The sequence below is a fragment of the Microbacterium sp. AC215 genome (assembly GCF_979258645.1).
In genome coordinates, this window is sequence record NZ_OZ409869.1 from 676,310 (window position 1) to 699,911 (window position 23,602).

Here is a 23,602-nt window from a genome sequence, read left to right on the forward strand (position 1 = left end):
GGGCGCCCTCACAGGCGCGGAATCCCGCGAAGCGCTACCCTTGGTCAGTGACTCCTGAAGACGCTGTGCCCACCGACGCCCCCGAGACCCCTGGATTCGAGGAGCTCGGCATCACCGGCCCCGTCCTCAAGGCCATCAAGGACCTCGGCTACGAGACCCCCTCCCCCATCCAAGCCGCCACGATCCCGACCCTGCTCTCCGGTCGCGATGTCGTCGGTATGGCGCAGACCGGAACGGGAAAGACCGCGGCATTCGCGCTCCCCGTGCTCGAGCGCCTCGACGTGTCCCAGAAGACCCCGCAAGCTCTCGTGCTCGCTCCGACCCGCGAGCTCGCTCTGCAGGTGTGCGAGGCGTTCGAGTCGTACGCGTCGAAGATGAAGGGCGTCCACGTCCTCCCCGTCTACGGCGGACAGGGCTACGGCGTGCAGCTGTCGGCGCTGCGCCGCGGCGTGCACGTGATCGTCGGCACCCCCGGTCGCATCATGGACCACCTCGCCAAGGGCACCCTCGACCTGTCCCAGCTGCAGTACCTGGTGCTCGATGAAGCCGACGAGATGCTCAAGATGGGCTTCGCCGAAGACGTCGAGCAGATCCTCGCGCAGACGCCCGAGGAGAAGCAGGTAGCCCTCTTCTCAGCGACCATGCCCCCGCAGATCCGCCGACTCGCGCAGAAGTACCTGCGTGAGCCCGAAGAGATCAGCATCAAGTCGAAGACCGCCACCGGCACCAACATCACACAGCGGTACCTCGTGGTGTCGTACGCGCAGAAGGTGGATGCGCTCACTCGCATCCTCGAGGTCGAGAACTTCGACGGCATGATCGTGTTCGTCCGCACGAAGAACGAGACCGAGACGCTGGCCGAGAAGCTGCGTGCCCGCGGATACTCCGCCGCCGCCATCAACGGCGACGTGCCCCAGGTCCAGCGTGAGCGCAGCGTCAACCAGCTCAAGGCGAGCAAGCTCGACATCCTCGTCGCGACCGACGTGGCCGCTCGCGGTCTCGACGTCGAGCGCATCAGCCACGTCATCAACTTCGACATCCCCACCGACACCGAGTCGTACGTGCACCGCATCGGCCGCACCGGCCGCGCGGGACGCACCGGAGACGCGATCAGCTTCATCACCCCGCGTGAGCGCTACCTGCTCAAGTCGATCGAGAAGGCCACGCGTCAGCAGCCCACTCAGATGCAGCTGCCCAGCCTCGACGACGTGAACACCACGCGCCTCGCCCGCTTCGACGACGCGATCACGACCGCGCTCAGCGATAGCACCCGCATCGAGAAGTTCCGCGACATCATCGACCACTACGTGCGCAACCACGATGTGCCCGAGGCCGATGTCGCAGCTGCGCTCGCTGTCGTCGCCCAGGGCGATACTCCTCTGCTGCTCGACCCGGCCGACGACGCCCTGTCGAAAGCGGTCGAGTACGACAACCGTCCGCCGCGCGAGAGCAACACTCGCGAGCGTCGCGAGACCCGCGAACCGCGCGAGCGCCGTGGGCGCGGCGACTACAAGCCGTACCGCATCGAGGTCGGACGCCGTCACCGCGTCGAGCCCCGTCAGATCGTCGGCGCACTCGCGAATGAGGGCGGCCTGGGTCGTGATGACTTCGGCGCGATCAACATCCGGCCGGACTTCACTATCGTCGAGTTGCCGGCGAACCTCGACTCGTCCGTCCTGGAGAAGCTGAAGGACACCCGCATCTCGGGTCGGCTCATCGAGATCAAGCCCGACCGTGGGCCTGGAGCCCGTCGTAACGACGGCCCTCGTGACGGCGCCCGTGGTGGGTTCGAGCGCCGCGATGACCGTCCGCGCTACGACCGTGACGACCGTCCTGCTCGCACCGATGAGCGAGGCGAGAAGCCGTTCCGCAAGCCCCGACACAAGGGCTGATCAGCCGTAGAACGCATCGAGCGCGCCGTGCCCGGACGAAAGTCCGGGCACGGCGCGCTCGCGTGCACCGATGAGCAGCCATCCTGAAGGGCCAGCCTGCGCGTCAGGCTCCTGAAGGCCTGTGGCGGGCGAGACGCGCGGCCACGTCGATGAGCTGTTCAGGGCGCGCGAGCAACGCTCTCTGCTCCGGGTTGTCGATGAGATGCTGCAGCAGCCGGTGTGCCCCGTCCACCGTCGGTGTCCAGTAGCCGCCGACGTGGTGACGGCTCAGCGGTGCGATCGACGTTTCCCCATCTGCCAGGAGCTCGACCGCGCCATCCTCAGGGTCGAATCCGAGATCGGACACGGCGAGGAACGTCACGGCGCCGAGGACGAGCGTGCTCATGAGGCCGGGCAGACGGAACCGCGTGGTGGGCACGTCGAGGATCACTCGCTGCACCTGAGACCAGGGAATGATCCCCCGGTTCTCTGTGCCGTGGCGGATCAGCAGCGCATCAGGCGTCAGACGCAGGTGGTTCCGCCCCGGGTCTCCCACAGCCATCGCGCCGGAGACGGCGATCAGTGGTCCATATCGCCTCATCCCAGAGCGTCCGGCCCCTCCGTGACGAGGATGTGGAACTGAGCGGCATCGAGGATGCGGATGCCGAGCTCCTCCGCCTTCCCCAGCTTCGACCCCGCTCCGGGACCGGCCGCGACGAAGTCCGTCTTCTTGGAGACGCTCGACGCGGCCTTACCGCCCGCCTTGAGGATGGCCTCCTGCGCTCCATCTCGGGTGTACCCGTCGAGTGAACCGGTCGCGACGACCGTGATCCCGTCCAACACACCGCCCTGGACGACTGCCGCGCCCGGACCGGGATGACCGGGCGTGGCCCACTGGACGCCTGCCTCGGCCCAGCGACGAACGATGTCCTGGTGCCAGTCGACATCGAACCACGCGAGCAAGGAGTCGGCGATGATGCCGCCGACTCCTTCCACAGCGGCGAGCTCGTCGCGAGAGGCCGCGCGGATCGCGTCGAGCGAACCGAACCACTGCGCCAGCGCCCTCGCCGCGACCGGCCCGACGTGACGGATGTTCAGTGAGACGAGCAGCCGCCAAAGGTCCTTGGTCTTCGCCTTCTCGAGTTCCGCGAGCAGAGTCACAGCTTGAGAGGAGGGCTGGGGGCCCTCCAGCCCCGACTTCTTCTCTGCCGCGGTCGGGTTGCGTCGGAATGGCGCCCTCGTCTTCAGGAGACCGTCTTCGTCCTCCTTGGGCAGCCCCGTCTCGGCATCGCGCACGACGAGCTCGATCGGCACGATCTCATCGAGCGTCAGCGCGAACAGTCCGGCTTCGGTCTCGAGAGGCGGTGTCGCCGGCGAGGTCGGCTGGGTGAGCGCGGCCGCCGTGACTTCTCCGAGCGCCTCGATGTCGAGGGCGCCCCGCGAACCGATGTGCTCGACACGACCGCGAACCTGGGCCGGACACGAGCGCGCGTTGGGGCAGCGCAGATCGATGTCGCCCTCCTTCATCGGACGCAGCGGCGTGCCGCACTCGGGGCATTCGATCGGCATCACGAACTCCCGCTCGGTACCGTCGCGTTTCTCGACGACCGGACCGAGGACCTCGGGGATCACGTCGCCCGCCTTGCGCAAGACGACGGTGTCGCCGATCAGCACTCCCTTGGCTTTCACCACGTCCTTGTTGTGCAGCGTCGCCTGCCTGACGACGCTCCCCGCGACCTGGGCGGGAGCCATCACCGCGAACGGCGTCGCCCTGCCGGTTCGACCCACAGACACGACGATGTCGAGCAGCTTCGTCTGCACCTCTTCGGGCGGGTACTTGTACGCGATCGCCCAGCGAGGCGCCCGACTGGTGGCGCCGAGCTCGTCGTGGAGGGACAGCTCGTCGACCTTGACGACGATCCCGTCCAGCTCGTGCTCGATATCGTGCCGGTGCTCGCCGAAGTACTCGACGAACGCAACCACGTCGTCGATGCTCGTGCACACCCTGGTGTGCGGGCTGGTCGGCAGCCCCCAGTCCGACAGCTTGTCGTAGACCTGACTCTGTGCGGCGACCGGCGGATTCTCCCAGGCCCCGATGCCGTGCACGTACAGCGCGAGCGACTCGATGCGCAGCATCCCCGCCTCGAGTTCGAGCCCCTCCTTCTTGTCGATCTGCTGACGCAGGCCACCACTCGCCGCGTTGCGCGGATTCGCGAACGAGGGGAACCGCCGAGCCGCAGCAGTTCGCGCCTTCTCTTCGTCGAACGGCTTCTTCGCTCCGCTCCGAGCCTCCCAGCGGGCGAGAGCATCGGCGTAGGCCCGGTCGCGGAACTCCGCCTGTGCGGCATTCAGGCGCTCGAAGGCGGCCACGGGAATGAACACCTCGCCGCGCACCTCGACGATGGGAGGGTGACCTTCGCCGCTGAGCTCGAGGGGGATCTCGGGAAGGCGCAGCGCGTTCTCGGTGACGATCTCACCGACGCGCCCATCTCCCCGCGTCGCCGCCGACGTCAGCCGCCCGTTCTCGTAGCGGAGATTGATCGCGAGGCCGTCGATCTTGAGTTCGGTGAGCCAGTCGACAGCTCGCCCCGCAGAGGCGCGCGTCTTGGCGGCCCAATCCCTGAGCTCGTCGATCGAGAACACGTTGTCGAGACTCAGCATCCGCTCCGCGTGCTCGATGGTGGCGAGCCCGGTGGCCTCGGCCGCCCCCACCATCTGAGTGGGCGAGTCCTGACCCTGCAGCTCGGGATGCATCCGCTCCAGCTCTTCGAGCCTGTGCATCCACCCGTCGTAGGTGAAGTCGTCGACGAGTGAAGTGTCGCGCCCGTAGTACGCGTCCTTCGCTTCGAGGATTCGAGTGGTCAGCTCGTCCGCTTCGATACGGGCGTCTTCCAGCGAGATGTTCTCCGGCACCCCGCCAGTCTACGAGCGGGCGCCGACATCGAGAGGCAGGCGCTATGCGTCGACCGGCACTGCGGACACGGTGCGGTCGATCGTGAACTGGCCGAGCACGCGCGTTCCGACGTACAGCACGGCGGTCTGGCCCGGCGCGACGCCGTTGAGCGGCTGCTCGGGAACGACGCGCACGCCCTCGGGCGAGACGAATGCCCGGGCTGCTTCCGGCTCGGCGTGGGCGCGGATCTGCACCTCGCAGTCGAACTCGGAGTCGACGGGCGCTGCGCCCGCCCAGCTGAATCGATCGCCCGAGATCTCACGCGTCGCGAGCGCCTCCTTCGGCCCCACGACCACCGTGTTGGACACCGGCCGCACCTCGAGCACGAAGCGGGGCTTGCCGTCGGCCGCCGGGACGCCGAGCTTCAGACCACGGCGCTGACCGACCGTGAAAGCGTGCGCGCCCTCGTGCGAGCCGACGACGGAACCCGTGCGGTCGACGATCTCACCGGTGGCGGTACCGACCTTCTCGGCCAGCCAGCCTCGCGTGTCACCGTCGGGAATGAAGCAGATGTCGTGGCTGTCGGGCTTCTGCGCGACACTCAGCCCACGCTCCTCCGCCTCGGCACGCACGACCGCTTTGGACGGAGTCGTTCCGAGCGGGAAGTAGGTGTGCGCGAGCTGCTCGGCGGTGAGTACGCCGAGCACATAGGACTGATCCTTGGCGTTGTCCGCGGCTCTGTGCAGCTCGAGACCGGCGTCCGTGGGGATCAGCGTCGCGTAGTGCCCGGTGCACACCGCGTCGAAACCGAGCTCGATGGCGCGCTCGAGAAGGGCGGCGAACTTGATCTTCTCATTGCAGCGCATGCAGGGATTGGGGGTGCGCCCTGCCTGGTACTCCGAGACGAAATCGGCGATCACGTCGTCGCGGAAGCGCTCGGAGAAGTCCCAGACGTAGAACGGGATGCCCAGGAGATCGGCCGCACGACGCGCATCGAGCGCATCCTCGATCGTGCAGCATCCCCGGCTTCCGGTGCGCAACGTGCCGCCCGCCCGGGACAGCGCGAGATGCACGCCGACGACGTCGTGCCCCGCGTCCACGGCCCGTGCGGCCGCGACTGCGGAGTCCACTCCGCCACTCATGGCCGCAAGAATCCTCATGGGACCAGTCTACGAGCGTGCGGCTGAGCCGGAGCCGGAAGCCCGCAGGTAGGCCTCGCCGATGGATGCGAGGACGGCATCGACGTCGGCGTCCGTCGATGTGCGTCCCAGCGTGAATCGGAGCGCGCTGCGCGCGTCCTGCTCACTGCGCCCCATCGCCATCACGACATGCGATGGCTCCGCCACACCCGCCTGGCAGGCCGACCCGGTCGACGCGGCGATGCCTGCCATGTCGAGAAGGAAGAGCAGGCTCTCCCCCACCGCTCCGGGAAACAGTATGTGGGCGTTGCCGGGGAGCCGTCGCGAGCCGTCTCCCAGAAGCTCGGCCTGCGGCACCCGCGCCAGGATGCCGTCGATAAGCCGATCGCGCATCGTCGCCAGCCGCGCGGTCTCCGTCTCTCGCTCCGACTCGGCGAGCTCGAGCGCGGTGGCGAAGGCCGCGGCACCGGCCACGTCCTGCGTTCCGGCGCGAAGTCCGCGCTGCTGCGCGCCGCCGCGAAGGAGTGCGGAGAGCCGCGCGGTGCGAGCGACCACCAAGGCTCCGACGCCGACCGGCGCGCCGATCTTGTGTCCGGCCACGCTCATCGCGACCAGACCGACCGAGTCGGGCGCATCGCCTCTCAGCGCGCGGAACGACAGAGGCAGGTGGCCGAGGGCCGCGACCGCATCGAGATGGAGGGGAACGAGCGCCTGCGCGGTCGACGACGCCAGCATCGCGGCGTCGTTGATCGTCCCGGCCTCGTTGTTGGCGACGAGCGCGGTCGCCAGCGCCGCGCCCGGAAGCTGGGCAGTGAACTCGTCCACGTCGATGGCCGCCGAGCGATATACCGGAACAGCGCGCAGCACCGCCCCTGCCGCCACCAGGGCCTCGACGGTGTCCATCGTGGCGTGGTGCTCGGCATCCGGCATCACGATGGCACCCGACTCCGCCGGCCGCGCCTGCCACAACCCCTGAAGCGCGAGATTGATCGACTCCGTGCCCCCGGAGGTGAACACGACCTCGATGGGGTCGCAGTCGAGCACTGCGGCCGAGCGCTCGCGTGCCTCCTCGAGCAGGCGCCGCGCGTCCTGGCCGGCACCGTGCGTCGATGACGCATTCCCGACCATCTCGCTCGCTTCGAGCCACGCCTCCCGCGCCTCGGGACGCAGCGGCGTCGTCGCGGCGTGGTCGAGATAGTGCTGCATCCCTCCACTCTCCCCCATTTTCCGCGCAGTGGCGTGCACATGGAACTGAGTGCATGCTGTCCTGAGACCCGAGCGCAGACCTCTATGGTGTACTCATGCCCGCGATCCGAGACATCACCGTGCCCGGCGGTACTGCACTCGACAACCTCGGTGTGCGCCTTCACGACGGCGTCGGAACCCTCCGCGTCTGGTCGCAGAACGCGTCCTCCATCGAACTCGTCGTCTTCGATGCCACCGACCTCGACTGGGTCATCGACCAGGTCGATCTCGCGCGCCTTCCCGGCGGCATCTGGGAGGTGACGACAGAACTGCTCCAGCCGGGCACCCGGTATGCGATCCGCGTCGGAGGGCCACACGGGCCGGGGAACACGTTCAACCCCGAGACTCTGCTCCTCGACCCCTACGCTCGCGGTCTCGCGCAGGGCGACGGCTACGAGGAGTGGCGCTCCGTGGTGATCGTCGACGGGTTCGACTGGGGAGAGTCCGTCAAGCCACGGATACCGCTCGACCGCACCGTGATCTACGAGGGGCACCTGAAGGGGCTGACCAAGCGTCAGCCCGATGTGCCCCCGGCGCTGCACGGCACATACGCCGGACTCGCGCATCCCGCGATGATCGAGTACTTCCACTCGCTCGGGATCACCTCGATCGAGCTCCTGCCCGTCCAGGCGTTCGTTCCGGAGCCTCGCCTGCTCGAGCGCGGCCTCACGAACTACTGGGGCTACAACACCCTCAACTTCTTCACACCGCACAACGCCTACGCCACGGAGGACGCACGCAAAGGCGGCCCCGAGGCCGTTCTCGCCGAGTTCAAAGGCATGGTGCGACTGCTGCACGAAGCCGGACTCGAAGTCATCCTGGACGTCGTGTACAACCACACGTCGGAAGAGGGCCTCGGTGGACCTCGGTCCAGTCTGCGCGGCATCGACAACGCCAGCTACTACCGACAGGACGCATCAGGCGCGTACATCGACACGACAGGCTGCGGCAACACGCTCGACACCTCGACCGATGCCGGAGCGCGCCTCGTGCTCGACTCGCTGCGCTACTGGGCGCAGGAGATGCAGATCGACGGATTCCGCTTCGATCTCGCGGCCGCGATCGCGCGCGACGGCTCGCACACCTATACGCCCGAGCACCCGCTTCTCACCGCCATCGCGAACGATCCGATCCTCCGCGACACCAAGCTCATCGCCGAGCCGTGGGACGTCGGTATGGGCGGCTGGCAGACCGGCAACTTCCCGAACGGCTGGATGGAGTGGAACGACCGCTACCGCGACCGGGTCAGGAACTTCTGGCTGAGCGACATCGACTATGCGCGTCGTGCGTCCGCTCCGGTCGGCATCGGGGGCTTCGCGACGCGTCTCGCCGGCTCGTCGAACACTTTCGCCGATGTTCGGGGACCGCTGGCCAGCATCAACTTCGTCACCGCGCACGACGGCTTCACCATGCACGACCTCGTGTCGTACGACGTCAAGCACAATGAGGCGAACGGCGAACAGAATCGCGATGGTGCCGACATGAATCGGGCTTTCAATCACGGTATCGAGGGGCCGACCGACGACCCTGCGATCCTCGCTGCCCGGCGAAAGGCGATGCGCAACCTGCTCGGCACCCTGCTGCTGTCAGCCGGGATCCCCATGCTCACGGCCGGCGATGAGGTCGGTCGGACGCAACGCGGAAACAACAATGCCTACGCCCAGGATTCGTCGATGACGTGGCTCGGCTGGGACGCGGAACCGTGGCAGGAGGACCTGCGCGCACACGTCGCTCGACTCATCCAGCTCCGTTCCGAGAATCCCGCCCTGCGTCCGAGCCGGTACGCCCGACTCGGTGAGCACATCCCCAACGCCTCTGTCATGGACTGGTTCGACCAGAACGGCGAGACGATGGAGAGCCAGCAGTGGACGGACCCTGGTAACCGCACTCTGCAGTATGTGGCGGCCTCGACCCCCGATCGCGAATCGGCCAATCGGATCCTCCTCATCGTGCACGGGACGGAGTCGCCCATCGACGTGCGTCTGCCCGACGACCTCGAGGAGGCGACGCGTTTCGTCTCGCTGTGGTCGAGCGCCGACGACCGCCCGCAAGACGGCGGCGAGGTGTTCGCCCCCGGCGACGTGCTGCCCATCCCCGGCACCTCCATGCGACTCTTCCGCGTGGAATGAACGGCGGCGCGCCGGGGCCCTCCGCGAGCTACCCGCTTCACGCCGCGAGCGGTACATTCGGGGGGTGGCCGCACGTATGAGCAGCATCAGTCCGAAGGCTCTCCGAAGCCCCGCGCAGATCCCGTCGCGCCCGCTGGGCGCCGTCTCGGACGGCGACGGACTCGTCGCGACGCGAATTCCTCTGGTGGGCGGCGCACCGTCCGTCCCCGGAGGCTTCGCGCCCAAGGCGTTCGTCGGCGAGGTGGTGCCGTTCAGCGTCGTCGCCTTCCGTGAAGGGCACGACCTGATCGGGGTGCAGCTCCGGTTGACGGCCCCGAACGGCGAGGAGTCCCTGCACCGATTGACACCCTTGCTCGATGGGAGCGATCGCTGGGCAGCGGAGGTCGCTGTGGACATGCAGGGCCCGTGGGCGTTTCGCTTCGAGGCGTTCTCCGACGACTTCGCGACCTGGGCGCACGCCGCCGAGGTGAAGGTCGCCGCGGGCGTCGATGTGCCGGTCATGGCAGCCCTCGGCGCCGAACTTCTCGCGCGCGCAGCGAAAGAGAAGGATCGCCCTGCGGCTCAGCGCAGACGCATCAGCGAACTCGCCACCGCACTGGCGGGGGGCGATGCAGAGACCACCACCGCGGTCTCGACCGACGCAGAGCTGGGCGGTCTCTTCCATGAGCGGCCTCTCATGACGCTGCGTTCAGCATCTGCCACGCACACTCTGCTCGTGGAGCGGACCGCCGCAGGCGTCGGTGCCTGGTACGAGTTCTTTCCCCGCTCGGAGGGCGCGAAACGCCTGAAGGACGGCACTGTCAAGAGCGGTACGTTCAGGACAGCCGCCAAACGTCTTCCCGCTGTCGCCGCCATGGGCTTCGACGTCATCTACCTGGTGCCGATCCATCCGATCGGAACGACCAACCGCAAGGGACGCAACAACACTCTGACGACGGAGCCAGGCGATCCGGGCTCACCGTATGCCATCGGCTCCGCTGACGGCGGCCACGACGCGATCCACCCGGAGCTCGGCAAGCCGGCCGACTTCCGCGCATTCGTCAGGGCGGCGAAGAACGAAGGGCTGGAGGTCGCTCTCGATCTCGCGCTGCAGGCCTCTCCGGACCACCCGTGGGTCGACGAGCACCCCGAGTGGTTCACCACTCTCCCGGATGGCACCATCGCCTACGCAGAGAACCCGCCCAAGAAGTACCAGGACATCTACCCGCTGAACTTCGACAACGATCCCGCCGGTATCTACCAGGAGATGCTCCGCATCGTGCAGCACTGGGTTCGCGAAGGCGTGAAGATCTTCCGCGTCGACAACCCGCACACGAAGCCGCTGCAGTTCTGGGAATGGCTCATCGCGACCGTGAACGCCCAGGACCCGGACGTGATCTTCCTGGCCGAGGCGTTCACTCGACCCGCCGTGATGCGTGCGCTCGCGGCCGTGGGGTTCCAACAGAGCTACAGCTATTTCACCTGGCGCAACACCAAGGCGGAGCTCGAGGAGTTCCTCACCAGCGTCTCGCACGAGACGAGCGACTACATGCGGCCGAATCTCTTCGTGAACACGCACGACATCCTCACGGAGTACCTGCAGTTCGGCGGCCGCGCCGCCTATCGGATCCGCGCCTGCATCGCCGCCACCGCCGCCCCTGTGTACGGCGTGTACGCCGGGTACGAGCTCTTCGAGAACGTGGCGAGGCCCGGTTCCGAGGAGAACATCGACAACGAGAAGTACGAGTTCAAGTTCCGGGACTGGGAGGGCGCGGAGGCATCGGGTGACTCGCTTGCGCCTCTCCTGCGCCGACTGAACGAGATCCGCCGTGAGCACCCGGCTCTTCGACAGCTCCGCAATCTCTCCGTGCACTGGAGCGACGACGACTCGGTGCTCGTCTACAGCAAGCACCTCGATGCGGCGTTCACCGGCACGGGCCACTCCGATACGATCCTCGTCGTCGCCAACGTCGATCCGCACTCCGTGCGTGAGACCACCGTGCACCTCGACACCACGATCTGGGGCGTACCACCTGGCGAGCCGTTCGAGGTGGAGGACCTGCTGACCGGTGCCGTGTGGACGTGGGCCGATCACAACTACGTGCGCCTCGACGCCTTCGCCGAGCCGGTGCACATTCTGAAGGTGAGGAGACGAGCATGAGCTACGTCGAAGATGCCACTACATCACCGGACTGGGCGGCTGTCGCAGCCGGCGCCCATCACGACCCGCACGCGGTGCTCGGCTCCCACCCGTTCACGGATGCGAGTGACCGGACCGTCACGGTGATCCGCGCTCGCCGACCTCTCGCGTCCTCGGTCGCAGCCGTCTTCGAGGACGGGAGCCGATTGGAGCTCGATCACGTCGCACACGGCATCTGGGAGGCCCAGCACGACGGTGCCCCGGTGGCGTATCGCATCGCCACCGCGTACGGCGACGACGACGAGACGATCACCGGCGACCCGTACCGGCACCTCCCGACTCTGGGCGACGTCGATCTCCATCTGATCGCCGAAGGGCGGCACGAGCGGCTGTGGCAGGTGCTGGGTGCGCACGCGACGGTCGCAGACGCCGAAGACGGCGTCGCATTCGCCGTCTGGGCCCCGAACGCCACAGCCGTGCGAGTCGTCGGAGATCACAACGGGTGGAACGGCGAAGCGCACGCGATGCGCTCGATGGGCGTGAGTGGCGTCTGGGAGCTGTTCATCCCCGATCTCGCCGTCGGAACGACATACAAGTATCAGATCCGCACCCGCGGCGGCTCCTGGATCTTCAAGGCCGACCCGATGGCGCAGGCCGCGCAGGTGCCGCCCGAGACCGCGTCGGTGGTCACGCGGTCGGACTACGCATGGTCAGACGGCGCGTGGATGACCCGCCGGGCAGCGACTCACGCGGTCGCTCAGCCGCTGTCGGTCTACGAGGTGCACCTCGGCTCCTGGCGCGGAGGCCTGAGCTACCGCGATGCCGCAGAACCGCTGATCGCACACGTCACCGAGGCCGGTTTCACGCACATCGAGTTCATGCCGCTCGCCGAGCATCCGTTCGGCGGCTCCTGGGGCTATCAGGTGAGCGGGTACTACGCGGCGACCAGTCGCTTCGGCAGCCCGGATGACCTGCGATACCTCATCGACCAGCTGCATCAGGCCGGAATCGGCGTGATCATGGACTGGGTGCCCGGGCACTTCCCCAAAGACGCGTTCGCCCTCGCGAGGTTCGACGGACAGCCGCTGTACGAGCACCCCGACCCTCGTCGCGGTGAGCATCAGGACTGGGGAACGCTCATCTTCGACTACGGTCGCCCTGAGGTGCGCGGATTCCTGGTCGCGAACGCACTGTTCTGGCTGAGCGAGTTCCATGTCGACGGCCTGCGAGTGGATGCCGTGGCGTCGATGCTGTACCTCGACTACTCGCGTAACGAAGGCGAATGGGAGCCGAACATCCACGGGGGCCGGGAGAACCTCGAAGCGATCCGCTTCCTCCAGGAGGTCAACGCGACCGCCTACCGCCTGCACCCCGGCGTGCTGATGATCGCTGAGGAATCGACGAGTTTCCCCGGTGTGACCGCACCCACCGACCACGCGGGTCTCGGCTTCGGGTTCAAGTGGAACATGGGCTGGATGAACGACTCCCTCCAGTACATCGAACGAGACCCGATGTATCGCGCGCACCACGAAGGTGAGATGACCTTCTCGTTCGTCTACGCGTTCGGGGAGAATTATCTGCTGCCGATCAGCCACGATGAGGTCGTGCATGGAAAGGGCAGCCTCGTCTCGAAGATGCCCGGCGACCACTGGCACAAGCTCGCCAATGTCCGCGCATACCTCGGATACATGTGGGGTCACCCCGGAAAGAAGCTCCTCTTCATGGGGCAGGAGTTCGGGCAGCTCGCCGAATGGTCGGAATCCCGCCAGCTCGACTGGTGGCTCCTCGACCAGCCGTCGCACGCGCAGCTGCAGGGTTTCGTCGGACAGCTCAACCGCACCTATCGCGCTCAGGCCCCGCTCTGGGAGCGGGACAACGACGGATCCTCGTTCTCACGCCTCGGCGCCCCGAGCTGGGATCCCAATGTCATCGCCTTCGAACGCCGCGACGCACATGGCGGCCGTCTCGTGGTGATCAGCAACTTCGCCGGCGTCGAGCGCAGCGGTTACAGCCTCGCGCTGCCGATCCCCGGCGTGTGGCAGGAGATCCTCAACACGGACGCCGCAGAATACGGCGGTCGCGGATCCGGCAATCTCGGCATGGTCGTCGCGCACTCGGAGGACGACGGACCGGCCGTGGCGACGATCACGGTTCCCGCACTGTCGACCATCTGGCTGCGCCACGAGAGCGACCCGCACGTGCCCACGATCAGCCGCGGCTGACAGCCTCTGCCGATCAGCGAGACGGCCCCGGCCCGACAGAGCCTGGGCCGTCTCGCTGCACTCTCAGCTCAGAACAGCAGGGAAGACAGTCTGTTGCGCGCGGTGATGACGCGTGGATCTGCGACGCCGATCAGGCCGAACAGCTCGAGAAGACGTTCCCGCACGGGCGTTCGCTCATCCGAGGGCAGCTGGGCGAACAGGTCGAGAAGCCTTCCGAACGCATCATCGACATGGCCTCCCGCGAGGTCGAGGTCGGCGACGTCGAACTGGGCCTGGATGTCCAGGGGTCCGGCTGCGGCCGCGGCCCGAGCATCTTGGAGATCGAGTTTCTGGACGCGGTCGAGCAGACGGACCTGGCCCAGGCCTGCGATCGCATCCTCATCGCGCGGATTCTCCGCGAGAGCCTTCTCGTATGCCACGACCGCCGCGGCGTAGTCGCCGTTCTCGATCGCGGCGAAAGCCTCCGCGTGCAGCGGCGGCATCGGTGGCTCCTCCGGCGTCTGCTCGCCCTCGGGCGCCTCTCCGACGTTCAACGTGCCCGTCACCCCGTTCTGAGCAGCGAGCTGAAGCAGCTGCGCGAAGACCTCTCTGACCTGTTGCTCGGGCACTGCACCGGTGAACATCGGAACCGGCTGACCGGCGATGAGTGCCACGACCATCGGGATCGACTGCGCGCGGAATCCCTGGGCCAGCTGCGGGTTGGCGTCGACATCGACCTTCGCGAGAAGCACCCTGCCGCCGAGTTCACGCGTCACCTTCTCGATGATGGGGCTCAGCTGCTTGCACGGCCCGCACCATTCGGCCCAGAGGTCGACGACCACCGGCACTGTCCGGGAGAGCTCGAGGATCTGACCGAACGACTCGTCGGTCGCATCGACGACGATGTCCACGGCCCCGGGAGCAGGGCTCTGCGCTCCGGCGGCAGCAGCCGCGGGCCGGTTTCGCAGAGAGGAGAGGTCGACGGCTCCACGGAGCGCGGCGGGAGAGATATCGGTCATTTGATCACCTCGACGGAGAGTAGGTCCTGTCGGACCGCCATGAGTCGGATCTGCTCCGTCGAGCCCTGCGCGGGAACGGAGAAGAACAGCTGGAATTCGTACTTGGTCGTGAAGCCCTTCGCGGACTCCGTGACACCCGTCAGCGCCTTCGCCTGCGGATTCGCGTCTTCCAGTCGGATGACGGCGTCCGGTGACGTCGGGGTGACCGATTCGGTGTCGATGAGCGAGACGGCCACGATCGCACCGCTGTCCAGCGTGGTCATCGAGACCGGCTCGGAATCGGCCGGGAGGATGTCGAAGGCGGTCTGAGAAGTCTCCGCCGCTCCGTTGTCCGCCAGCGTCTGCACGACCGCCTGCCGGCTGTCGCGAATCGACTGGGCGAGGTTCTGCGAGATCTCGTCGAACATGCCGTACGAAGGGCTGGCCTCGCCCGCGTCGACGACGTCGGCGAAAGTCGCCGCTAGCTCTCCCGGCGGGATGCTGAGGAATGCGGAATCGTCGGGAACGAGCGAGGTGCCGAGCCACGACGCAGCCACGTCGGGGAAGACGGCATCCGCAGACATCTCGGCCATGTTCGTGACCTTGTAGTTCGACCACGGATCCTGCTGCGTCATGGTCAGGATGACGGGGGGAACGGTGTCGTCGTCAGCGCTCTTCGAGAGCAGGAGCACCGTGCGCGGCCACCGGTCGGTGGCTTCGGGAAGCACGACCTCGACGTCATCGGTCGGGAGTGCGGCGGGCGGTGCGGTCTCCGGAAGAGCTGTCCGAAGCGCGTACTCGGTGGTGCGAGCCGTGAGCGCCGGGCCGTCCAGACGAGTGCCGGCCAGAGCGATGTCCATCGACGCGTCCGCGTCGGACAGGGTCGTCGACACTTCCTGCAGGATCCGCTTCGCCTGAGCCTCCGTCACTGCCGGGGGCTTCTGATTGTCCGGGGCGATCACCGTCGCGCTGGGAGACGGCGAGGGCGTTCCCTCTCCGAGCTGCGGCCATGAGTCAGGCGAGCAGCCGCTCGCGAGCAACGCGGTCACGGCGAGGGCGGGGACCGCGAGCAGGCGCCGTCGACGGTTCACGGGTCGCGCACGCAACTCCGTCTTCCGATCGGGGTCTGGGTTCTTCAGACCGGCGGCGTCGACTGCCCCCGGGTCACCGACGGCTGCCGCGTCAGAGTCTGCGCCGGTCCGACCGGGCTCATCCCCGGCAGCGGTGGTCGAGGTGTCGTCGATCGCCGCGCGTTCCGATGGCGGCAGCTGAGCCACGTCGATCGGCTCGGTGGCCGGAAGGGGGCCGGGGCCCTTGCGCCGCGGTCCTCGCCCGCGACGCTGGTGCCGGATCGCGAGGACGTAGAGCACGAGTCCGACGAGAAGCATCGCCGCGCCCGCCGCCATGAGCGGTCCGGCGAGAGGGGTGGACGTGTCCAGCGGCCAGGACACCACGATGTCGTCCGGTGCGTCGGCGGTGCCGTCGTACGCGATGATCAGACTCACGCCCTCGGGCAGCTGCATGTTGTCTGCGATGAGTGTGTCGGTCTCGGTGAAGGAGTCCAGCCAGAGGTCGGAGCCGGCGGGGTTGCGGCCCGGCTCTGCGGCTGCATCGCCCTCGGCGGGCGTCTCCGCCGGCGCCGGGGTCTCGGCCGCGGCCGGTGTCTCGGCAGGGGCGGGGGTTTCGGAGGCCCCATCACCTTCCGGTGCTGATCCGGCGGGGACCAGCTCGACCTCCAGGTCACCGTCGTCGCCGACCGTCACGCGGTTGTACGACGAGTCGGCAAGCCACGCTTCCATGTCGGCGGTGCGGCCATAGGCGGCGAAGATCTCGCCCTCTCCGCGCACCAGCAAGGTCTGAGATCCCGGGTGCTCACGAAGGACGTCGCCGTCCATCAGCACAAACGGGGCGGGTTCCTCTGCAGCGACTGAGACTTCCTGAGTCGACGGACCCATGAAGATGGTTCGCTGCGCGATGCCCGCAGCGATCAGTCCCGCAGCCAGCACGAAGGCCACGACGGCCCATACGAAACGCACGAATAGTCTCCTCACACGGCCCGGACGCACGCCCGAGTCGCAACACTCGACATTTCAGACTAGCGAAATCACCTGTGTGTTGCCCACGAGGGGCATGCGGCACCACGTGCGGCACGTCGTCCCGGCCGGTCGTGGTGCGGTGGATACGCTTGCAGAGTCCCCCATTCCGAGGAGCAACGATGAAGATCCACAACCCGTTCCGCACCGCCCTCGTGGCGACGCTCGGCGTGGGACTGGGAATCCTGCTGATCGGAAGCGTGGAGAGCCTGTCGACCGTGCTGCTCTACGTCGGTACGGCTCTCTTCCTCAGTCTCGGCCTGGATCCGCTCGTCTCCTTCCTCGAGCGCAGGCGTCTCCCCCGCTGGCTCGCCGTGCTCATCACGATCCTCGCGGTGCTCGGGATCTTCGCCGGGATCATCCTGATCGTCATCCCCGTGCTGGTCGACCAGATCTCGCAGCTCATCGCCGAGATCACGGCCATCGTCCAACGCGGGACATTTCTCCTCGACCTGCGCCAGTGGATGGTCGACACGTTCCCCAATCTCAAGGTGGATGACGTCTTCGCCTATGTGACCGACTGGCTGGAGACGAACCTCGCCCAGATCGGGGGGTCCATCGGGCAGGGCGTGCTCGCCGCCGGCGGGGCACTGCTGAGCGGACTGTTCGGCGCGTTCATCATCCTCATCCTGACGATCTATCTGACGGCCTCGACACCGTCGCTCAAGCGCGCCGTCTACCAGCTCGCTCCTGCATCCAAGCGCGAGCGCTTCATCGACCTGGCCGAGCAGATCACCGATTCGGTCGGCTACTACGTCATGGGCCAGGTCTCCCAGGGCGTCATCAACGGCATCCTGAGCATGATCTTCCTCACGATCATCGATGCGCCGTTCCCGGCCGTGCTCGCCGTCGTCGCCTTCTTCTTCTCACTGATTCCACTCGTCGGCACCCTCACGGGGTCGACCATCATCGTGCTCGTGTGCCTGATCCCCGGCCTGGGATCACCGGCGACAGCGATCGCCGCCGCCATCTACTACCTCATCTACATGCAGATCGAGGCGTACGTGATCTCGCCGCGCATCATGAGCCGGGCCGTGTCCGTACCCGGAGCGGTTGTCGTCGTCGCGGCGTTGGCGGGCGGAAGCCTCCTGGGGCTGCTCGGCGCGCTGATCGCGATTCCGGTGGCAGCCAGCATCCTGATCCTCTACCGGCAGGTGCTGATCCCTCGCATGAACGAGCTCTAGTCGGCGGGCCACTCCGTCGGCAGCGGAAGAGCTGCCGGGTTCACGGCAGCGACGATCTCGGTGAGGACTCTCCGAGTCTGGCTCTCCCCCACCCAGAGGTGCTTGCCACCCTCGACGGCGATCAGCTTCGCATGCGGAATCGCGGAGAAGCGCTCGCGTGCTTCGGCCGGGCGGAGGTAGTCGTCGAGCTCGGGTACCAGCACCACGACGTCAGCAGCGGAGTCGGCCCACTCCGCCACCTCGGCGTCTGTGGCGCGGTGAAGTGGCGGGGACAGGAGGATGATCCCCTCGACATCGTGTTCCCGACCGTACTTCAGCGCGAGTTCGGTGCCGAACGACCAGCCGAGCAGCCATGGGCGCGGAAGACCGCGCTCGCGCACGAAGCCCATCGCCGCCGCGACGTCGAACTGCTCCGCCTCTCCCCCATCGAACGCGCCATCGCTGGTGCCACGCGGAGAGGTGGTCCCTCTCGTGTTGAAGCGCAGCACAGCGAGGTCCGCGAGCGCAGGGAGACGGGCGGCAGCCTTGCGGATGATGTGCGAGTCCATGAACCCGCCGGCCGTCGGGAGAGGATGCAGCGTGACGAGCGTGGCCACGGGCGCCGACGAAGCGGGAACCGCCAGCTCTCCGACCAGCGTCAGCTCGTCTGCGGTCTCCAGTGCGATGTCTTCGCGCCGCGCAGGCAGCTCGATCGGTCCACGGATCTCCATGCTCACGCAATCCTCCAACAGTGTGTGTGCCAATGCCTCCGTGCCGCGAGGTCTGCGGCGTCACCGAGCACCCCGTCTGCGCGCCAGATCACGAGGTGAGCGGTTCCGGGAACAACCGATCGCCCGCACCCAGGACAGATGTACTCCTTCAGCGCCTGAGCTGCCGACACCGGCTGGACGGTCCACTCGGAACCACGACGGACTTCCGTGCGCTTCCAGGACGAGAGGAGTCGATCGAGCGAATCGTCGGTGTCAGGGCGCGCCGGACGGCGTCTGCGAGAGCGGGCCATGAGGCCGACTCACCACCAGTGGTTGTTCGTCCAGAAGGCGTGGGCGCCCGCCCAGCTTCCGTATCGACCCGTGGCGTATCCGGTTGCCCAGCGCAGGTTGTCCACCGGGTCGTAGCCGTTGCCGGGAACCTTGCTGCATGGCAGAGCCTGGACGAGCCCACACGCTCCAGAGGACTTGTTCGTCGCGTTCGGGTTCCAGCCGCTCTCGCGGGAGACGATGTAGTCGACGAAGCCCCAGTCGGACTCCGCGATGCCCGCTGCGGCCATCCACTCCGCAGGGGCTCCCCCGCCGGTGTAGTACAGAGGAGCGCTGGGACCGGGTTTCGATGACCCGGACGACGCGGTCGTCGGGGTCGGGGTGGGAGTCGGCTTGGGCGTCACGTAGACCGAGAACGATCCACGCTGAACCGGTGCGATAGCGGCACCCTCTGCGGTCACCGTGAGATTCTGCGTCTCCGTGAGCGCCGCTGAGTACGCCGACTCGGGGCCTTCCGTCTCAGGCTGCTGAGCCAGCGCGACGCCGGTCGGGGCGACCATCGCGGCCGCGAAACCCACGACCGCGAGGGCGCTGACGAAACCGACGACGCCCCGTCGGCGGCTACCGCTGCGCGCCGAAAGCGCCGCCGATGCAGGCACCGGCGTGACGTCATTGCGATGAGGTGTGATGTCGTTTCGGGAGTTCACGATGAGTGGCAGTCTACCCCGTGAGGCGTGAGTCGGCCATCAGAACGCTCAGCGAACCGCCAGGATCACATCGACGGTAGCGTCGAGAAGGGCATCCACCTGCTCTTCCCGGTACCCGCCGCGCTGCATGCGGAACGCCGCCGAACGCAGCTGCTCGGCCGTCAGCGGTTCGCCGTCTCGCAGATAGCGGGCGATGCGGGTGCCCACATGGTCGACCTCGTCGATGCGATACCCGAAGGTGAGGACGCCCGTGCGCGCGAAACGCTGACGCTTCGGACGCGCGAGGTGGTCGAGGATGATCTGGGCATCGTCTCGTGCCTGCTCGACCCATGCCCCCGCGCCCTGCGACCGGACGGCCCGGTCACGCGCGCGAGCCGCCAGTGCGTCCTCGACTCTCCCGAGCGCCGCATCGACCTCTGCCACGACATAGCCGTTCTTCACGAGCGGGAAGGACGCCACCCGTACGTCGGCTGCGCCGAGATCGTCCGCGTCGCCTTCGAATGCAGCCCGAGCGGCTGCGAGGAACGTGTCGACCGCTGCGCGGTGATAGCCGCGCACGCGCCCGGTCGTCACAGAGAACGCGGCCGGAGGCTGAACCGAACCGTCCGATGTTCGCACGTCGTCGAAGACCATCACAGCACCACCCAGGAGGAGAAGAGGAAATACAGGCACAGCGCGGGCACCGTCGACGGAAGGATGCTGTCGAGTCGATCGAGGAGCCCGCCGTGACCGGGCAGCCAGGAGCTCATGTCCTTGATTCCGAGATCACGCTTGAGCATGGACTCCCCGAGGTCGCCGAGGGTCGCGGACAGCAGGATGGCGACGCCGAAGATCACGCCGATCCACCACGGCAGGTGCAACAGGAAGATCGCGAGGAGGACACCCGCCGTGATGGAACCCACCACGGCTCCACCGAACCCTTCCCACGTCTTCTTGGGACTGATTCGCGGGGCCATCGGATGCCGGCCGAAGGCCAGCCCGGCGGCATACGCGCCGGTGTCCGCCACGACGGCGATGGCGATGAAGCTCAGCACCCACCACTGGCCACCCTCCTGCTTGAGCAGGATCAGGGCGACCGCCGCGAGGAACGGCACGTAGATCTGAACGAAGCCTCCGATGACGGCATCCGTCAGCACATCGCCGTAGGTTCTCCCGTCCTTGGCGACCATCTGGGCGACCAACCGCCACACGATCACGAATGCGACGGCGAAGAACAGCATCACCCAGACGAACCACAGGTCGAGGAAGAACGCGGACAGCACGAGCAGCGTCGCCGCCACGAACTGAGCGATCACGTCGATCCGCCGCCCGGACGCGCGCAGTGCCAGCGAGAGCTCGTACACTCCGAGCAGCGCCGCTGCCAACGCGAACGGCACGAAGAGGACCTTGATGAACAGCAGCGAGGCGAGCAGGGCGGCGCCGAACGCCAGCCCGATCAGCGTCGCGAGGATCAGGTCACGCCCTGTGCGCTCCTTGATGCGCTCGTTCGCCTGGTCGAGCTGCCCGCGAGCATTCGTGACGTGGGTCCCGAACTCGTCGCGTGCGGCACGCCACTGCTCTCTGATCGCGTTGTGATCAGCTGTGTCCAACGGGGACTCCGTCATCGCGCGCTCCTCGGCGGGGAGAGGTGGACGTGGCGGGATGCTCGTCGCGTCGAACGCCGGGAAGGCGCCGTCGACCAGCGGGATGGCGCCGGTCGAGGTCGACGAGTCGCGCGCCTCCCGGCGCGTCTGCGGCTTGTCGGTGCCGTCATCGGTGCGTTCGTCGGACATGCCGCCTACACCTCGAGGAGCTCAGCCTCTTTGCGCTTGAGTGCGTCGTCGATGAGGTCGACGTGCTGGCGCGTGAGGGCGTCGAGTTCCTTCTCTCCGCGAGAGATCTCGTCTTCTCCGAGCTCGCTCTTGAGACCGTCGAGTTCGTCCTTGGCCTTGCGACGGATGCCGCGCACGTGCACCTTGGCGTCCTCGGCCTTGGTCTTGACGAGCTTGACGTACTCCTTGCGGCGCTCAGCCGTGAGCTCGGGCATCGTCACGCGGACGAGGTTGCCGTCGTTCGTGGGGTTCGCGCCGAGGTTCGGCATGTCCCGGATCGCCTGCTCGATCCCCTTCAGAGCACTCTTGTCGTAGGGAGTGATGATGAGGGTGCGCGCCTCCTGGTTCGCCAGAGAGGCGAGCTGGGCGAGCGGCGTCGGCGTTCCGTAGTAGTCGACGAGCACCTTCTGGAAGAGCTGCGGGTTGGCGCGACCCGTGCGCACCGTGGAGAAGTCCTCCTTGGCGGCCTCGACCGCTCGTGCCATACGGGAGGTGGTTTCAGCGAGGACATCCGCGATCACGGTGACTCCTATCGTCGGGGTGTTCTGAAATTCTATCGGGCGCGGCGCGTGAGCACCGTCAGGGACTCAGGCGGTGACGAGAGTGCCGATCGGCTCTCCGAGGAGCGCACGCGTGACATTGCCCGCCGGCTCCATGCCGAACACCCTCATGTCCATGTTGTTGTCCATGCAGAGGCTGAACGCGGTCGAGTCGACCACCTTGAGGCCGCGCTGAAGGGCATCGCGGTAGGTCACGCGCTCGATGCGCTCGGCGTCGGCGTGCTTGTTCGGGTCCGCGGTGTAGATGGCGTCGACGCCGTTCTTGGCCACGAGCACCTCCTGCGCCCCGATCTCCAGCGCGCGCTGCGCGGCGACCGTGTCGGTGGAGAAGTACGGGAGGCCCGCTCCGGCGCCGAAGATGACGACGCGGCCCTTCTCCATGTGCCGCTCGGCCCGCAGCGGGATGTACGGCTCGGCGACCTGCGTCATCGAGATCGCGGACTGCACGCGGGTCGGCGCTCCGGCCTGCTCGAGGAAGTCCTGCAGCGCGAGGGCGTTCATCACCGTGCCGAGCATGCCCATGTAGTCGGCTCGCCCCCGGTCCATTCCGCGCTGGCTGAGTTCCGCTCCGCGGAAGAAGTTGCCGCCGCCGACGACGATCGCGATCTCTACGCGGTCGACGGCCGCGGCGATGTCACGGGCGATCTGGCTGACGACGTCGGGGTTGACGCCGAGCTGTCCGGCGCCGAACGCCTCACCGGAGAGCTTCAGGAGAACGCGACGGCGTCCGTTGCCTTCGGTCATGGGGGTGTTCCTCTCGTCCCGATTCAAGATAGTGCCTTCTGGGCATGAAGAAGGGGTTCGGATCATGTGATCCGAACCCCTTCGACGGTGTTACGCGCCGACCTTGAAGCGCGCGAAGTCCGTCACGGTGATACCGGCGTCCTTCGCCACCTGGGCGACGGAGAGCTTGTTGTCCTTCGCGTAGTCCTGCTCGAGCAGTGCGACCTGCTTGATGAACGCGGAGACACGGCCCTCGACGATCTTGGGCAGAGCCGCTTCCGGCTTGCCCTCGTTGCGGGAGATCTCGGTGACGATCTCGCGCTCCTTCTCCACGGCGTCAGCCGGGACGTCCTCGCGGGACAGGTACGACGGGTTCGCGAACGAGATGTGCTGCGCGATGCTGCGAGCGGTCTCGGCGTTGTCACCCGTGTAGGCGACGACGACGCCGATCTGCGGCGGGAGGTCCTTGCTCGTGCGGTGCAGGTAGACCTCGACGTTGTCGCCGGTGATCGTGCGAACGCGACGAAGTTCGACCTTCTCGCCGATGATCGCAGCCTCTTCCGAGATGACCTGTTCGACGCTCTTGTCGCCTGCCTGGGCGGCGAGTCCGGCCTCGACCGAGTCGGCCTTGACGGCCGCGACAGCGTCGGCGACCTTGTCGGCCAGTGCGATGAAGCGCTCGTTCTTCGCGACGAAGTCCGTCTCGCAGGCGAGCTCGATCAGCGTCACTGCGCCGTCCTGCTCGCGAGCGACGATGAGGCCCTCGCTGGTCGAACGGTCGGCACGCTTCGCGTTGCCCTTGGCACCCTTGAGACGCAGGATCTCGGTGGCCTTCTCGACGTCTCCGTCGGCCTCCTCGAGCGCCTTCTTGGTGTCGACCATTCCCGTTCCGAGCTGCTCACGCAGCGCCTTGAGGTCGGCGATGGTGAAGTTGGCCATGTGTGGTGGCTCC

At 67.3% G+C, this 23,602-nt stretch carries 19 protein-coding genes; 5 read left to right on the forward strand and 14 right to left on the reverse strand.

Features of this window, described 5'->3' with window-relative positions; genetic code table 11:
• Nucleotides 1-47 precede the first annotated feature (47 nt).
• On the forward strand, nt 48-1,892 hold the full coding sequence (locus ACZZZF_RS03565) for a DEAD/DEAH box helicase (protein WP_463497084.1): 1,845 nt from the start codon (nt 48-50) through the stop codon (nt 1,890-1,892).
• Between the two features lie 103 nt (nt 1,893-1,995).
• On the opposite strand, the gene ACZZZF_RS03570 is transcribed toward ACZZZF_RS03565, so the two are convergent.
• Genes ACZZZF_RS03570 through ACZZZF_RS03585 form a run of 4 tightly spaced genes read right to left on the reverse strand, consistent with a single transcriptional unit; the run spans nt 1,996 to nt 7,109 of the window.
• A complete protein-coding gene (locus ACZZZF_RS03570; protein ID WP_463497086.1) occupies nt 1,996-2,472 on the reverse strand; it encodes a hypothetical protein in 477 nt (158 codons plus the stop codon).
• The gene (gene ligA / locus ACZZZF_RS03575) at nt 2,469-4,784 is read right to left on the reverse strand and encodes an NAD-dependent DNA ligase LigA (protein WP_463497088.1); all 2,316 of its coding nucleotides are present in this window, start codon (nt 4,782-4,784) and stop codon (nt 2,469-2,471) included. The genes ACZZZF_RS03570 and ligA overlap by 4 nt, the downstream gene beginning before the upstream one ends.
• Before the next feature lie 42 nt (nt 4,785-4,826).
• Complete coding sequence (mnmA, locus tag ACZZZF_RS03580; RefSeq protein ID WP_187249587.1) at nt 4,827-5,924, reverse strand: tRNA 2-thiouridine(34) synthase MnmA; 1,098 nt, start codon at nt 5,922-5,924, stop codon at nt 4,827-4,829.
• 9 nt (nt 5,925-5,933) lie between these two features.
• Nucleotides 5,934-7,109, reverse strand: a complete 1,176-nt coding sequence (locus ACZZZF_RS03585) for a cysteine desulfurase family protein (protein WP_463497091.1) — start codon at nt 7,107-7,109, stop codon at nt 5,934-5,936.
• 95 nt (nt 7,110-7,204) lie between these two features.
• On the opposite strand from ACZZZF_RS03585, the gene glgX reads away from it, so the two are divergent.
• From glgX to glgB, 3 genes are all read left to right on the forward strand, one after another.
• On the forward strand, nt 7,205-9,277 hold the full coding sequence (gene glgX / locus ACZZZF_RS03590) for a glycogen debranching protein GlgX (RefSeq protein WP_053096005.1): 2,073 nt from the start codon (nt 7,205-7,207) through the stop codon (nt 9,275-9,277).
• Between the two features lie 76 nt (nt 9,278-9,353).
• Entirely contained in the window at nt 9,354-11,417 is a 2,064-nt protein-coding gene (locus ACZZZF_RS03595) for an alpha-1,4-glucan--maltose-1-phosphate maltosyltransferase (RefSeq protein ID WP_463497094.1), read from the forward strand.
• Nucleotides 11,414-13,618: a 1,4-alpha-glucan branching protein GlgB gene (gene glgB / locus ACZZZF_RS03600; RefSeq protein ID WP_053096004.1), complete on the forward strand. Its 2,205-nt coding sequence runs from the start codon at nt 11,414-11,416 to the stop codon at nt 13,616-13,618. The genes ACZZZF_RS03595 and glgB overlap by 4 nt, the downstream gene beginning before the upstream one ends.
• A 68-nt stretch (nt 13,619-13,686) precedes the next feature.
• Here glgB and ACZZZF_RS03605 read toward each other — a convergent pair whose 3' ends face one another.
• Nucleotides 13,687-14,616 (reverse strand): tetratricopeptide repeat protein, encoded by a 930-nt coding sequence (locus ACZZZF_RS03605; protein WP_285364806.1) that lies wholly within the window; start codon nt 14,614-14,616, stop codon nt 13,687-13,689.
• A complete protein-coding gene (locus ACZZZF_RS03610) occupies nt 14,613-16,631 on the reverse strand; it encodes a glycosyl transferase (protein WP_463497096.1) in 2,019 nt (672 codons plus the stop codon). The genes ACZZZF_RS03605 and ACZZZF_RS03610 overlap by 4 nt, the downstream gene beginning before the upstream one ends.
• 179 nt (nt 16,632-16,810) lie before the next feature.
• Between ACZZZF_RS03610 and ACZZZF_RS03615 the strand changes: the two genes are divergently transcribed.
• Nucleotides 16,811-17,872: an AI-2E family transporter gene (locus ACZZZF_RS03615; RefSeq protein WP_053096001.1), complete on the forward strand. Its 1,062-nt coding sequence runs from the start codon at nt 16,811-16,813 to the stop codon at nt 17,870-17,872.
• Here the strand turns inward: ACZZZF_RS03615 and ACZZZF_RS03620 are convergent.
• The 8 genes from ACZZZF_RS03620 to tsf form a co-directional block, all read right to left on the reverse strand.
• A complete protein-coding gene (locus ACZZZF_RS03620; protein WP_463499910.1) occupies nt 17,869-18,582 on the reverse strand; it encodes an alpha/beta hydrolase in 714 nt (237 codons plus the stop codon). The two genes, ACZZZF_RS03615 and ACZZZF_RS03620, sit on opposite strands and share 4 nt — an antisense overlap.
• A 2-nt stretch (nt 18,583-18,584) precedes the next feature.
• Nucleotides 18,585-18,872 carry a hypothetical protein gene (locus ACZZZF_RS03625; RefSeq protein WP_320488202.1) on the reverse strand — a complete coding sequence of 96 codons (288 nt, stop codon included), beginning with the start codon at nt 18,870-18,872 and terminating at the stop codon, nt 18,585-18,587.
• A 9-nt stretch (nt 18,873-18,881) separates the two neighbouring features.
• Nucleotides 18,882-19,556, reverse strand: coding sequence for an aggregation-promoting factor C-terminal-like domain-containing protein (locus ACZZZF_RS03630; protein ID WP_463497099.1), 675 nt, complete (start codon nt 19,554-19,556; stop codon nt 18,882-18,884).
• A gap of 48 nt (nt 19,557-19,604) precedes the next feature.
• Nucleotides 19,605-20,189, reverse strand: a complete 585-nt coding sequence (locus tag ACZZZF_RS03635) for a DivIVA domain-containing protein (protein ID WP_056278677.1) — start codon at nt 20,187-20,189, stop codon at nt 19,605-19,607.
• Nucleotides 20,189-21,328, reverse strand: a complete 1,140-nt coding sequence (locus ACZZZF_RS03640; RefSeq protein WP_056278676.1) for a phosphatidate cytidylyltransferase — start codon at nt 21,326-21,328, stop codon at nt 20,189-20,191. Before ACZZZF_RS03640 ends, ACZZZF_RS03635 begins: the two co-directional genes overlap by 1 nt.
• 5 nt (nt 21,329-21,333) lie before the next feature.
• A complete protein-coding gene (frr, locus tag ACZZZF_RS03645; RefSeq protein WP_053095997.1) occupies nt 21,334-21,888 on the reverse strand; it encodes a ribosome recycling factor in 555 nt (184 codons plus the stop codon).
• Between the two features lie 66 nt (nt 21,889-21,954).
• A complete protein-coding gene (pyrH, locus tag ACZZZF_RS03650; RefSeq protein WP_056278675.1) occupies nt 21,955-22,671 on the reverse strand; it encodes a UMP kinase in 717 nt (238 codons plus the stop codon).
• A 90-nt stretch (nt 22,672-22,761) separates the two neighbouring features.
• Complete coding sequence (gene tsf / locus ACZZZF_RS03655) at nt 22,762-23,589, reverse strand: translation elongation factor Ts (RefSeq protein ID WP_053095995.1); 828 nt, start codon at nt 23,587-23,589, stop codon at nt 22,762-22,764.
• Nucleotides 23,590-23,602: the final 13 nt, after the last annotated feature.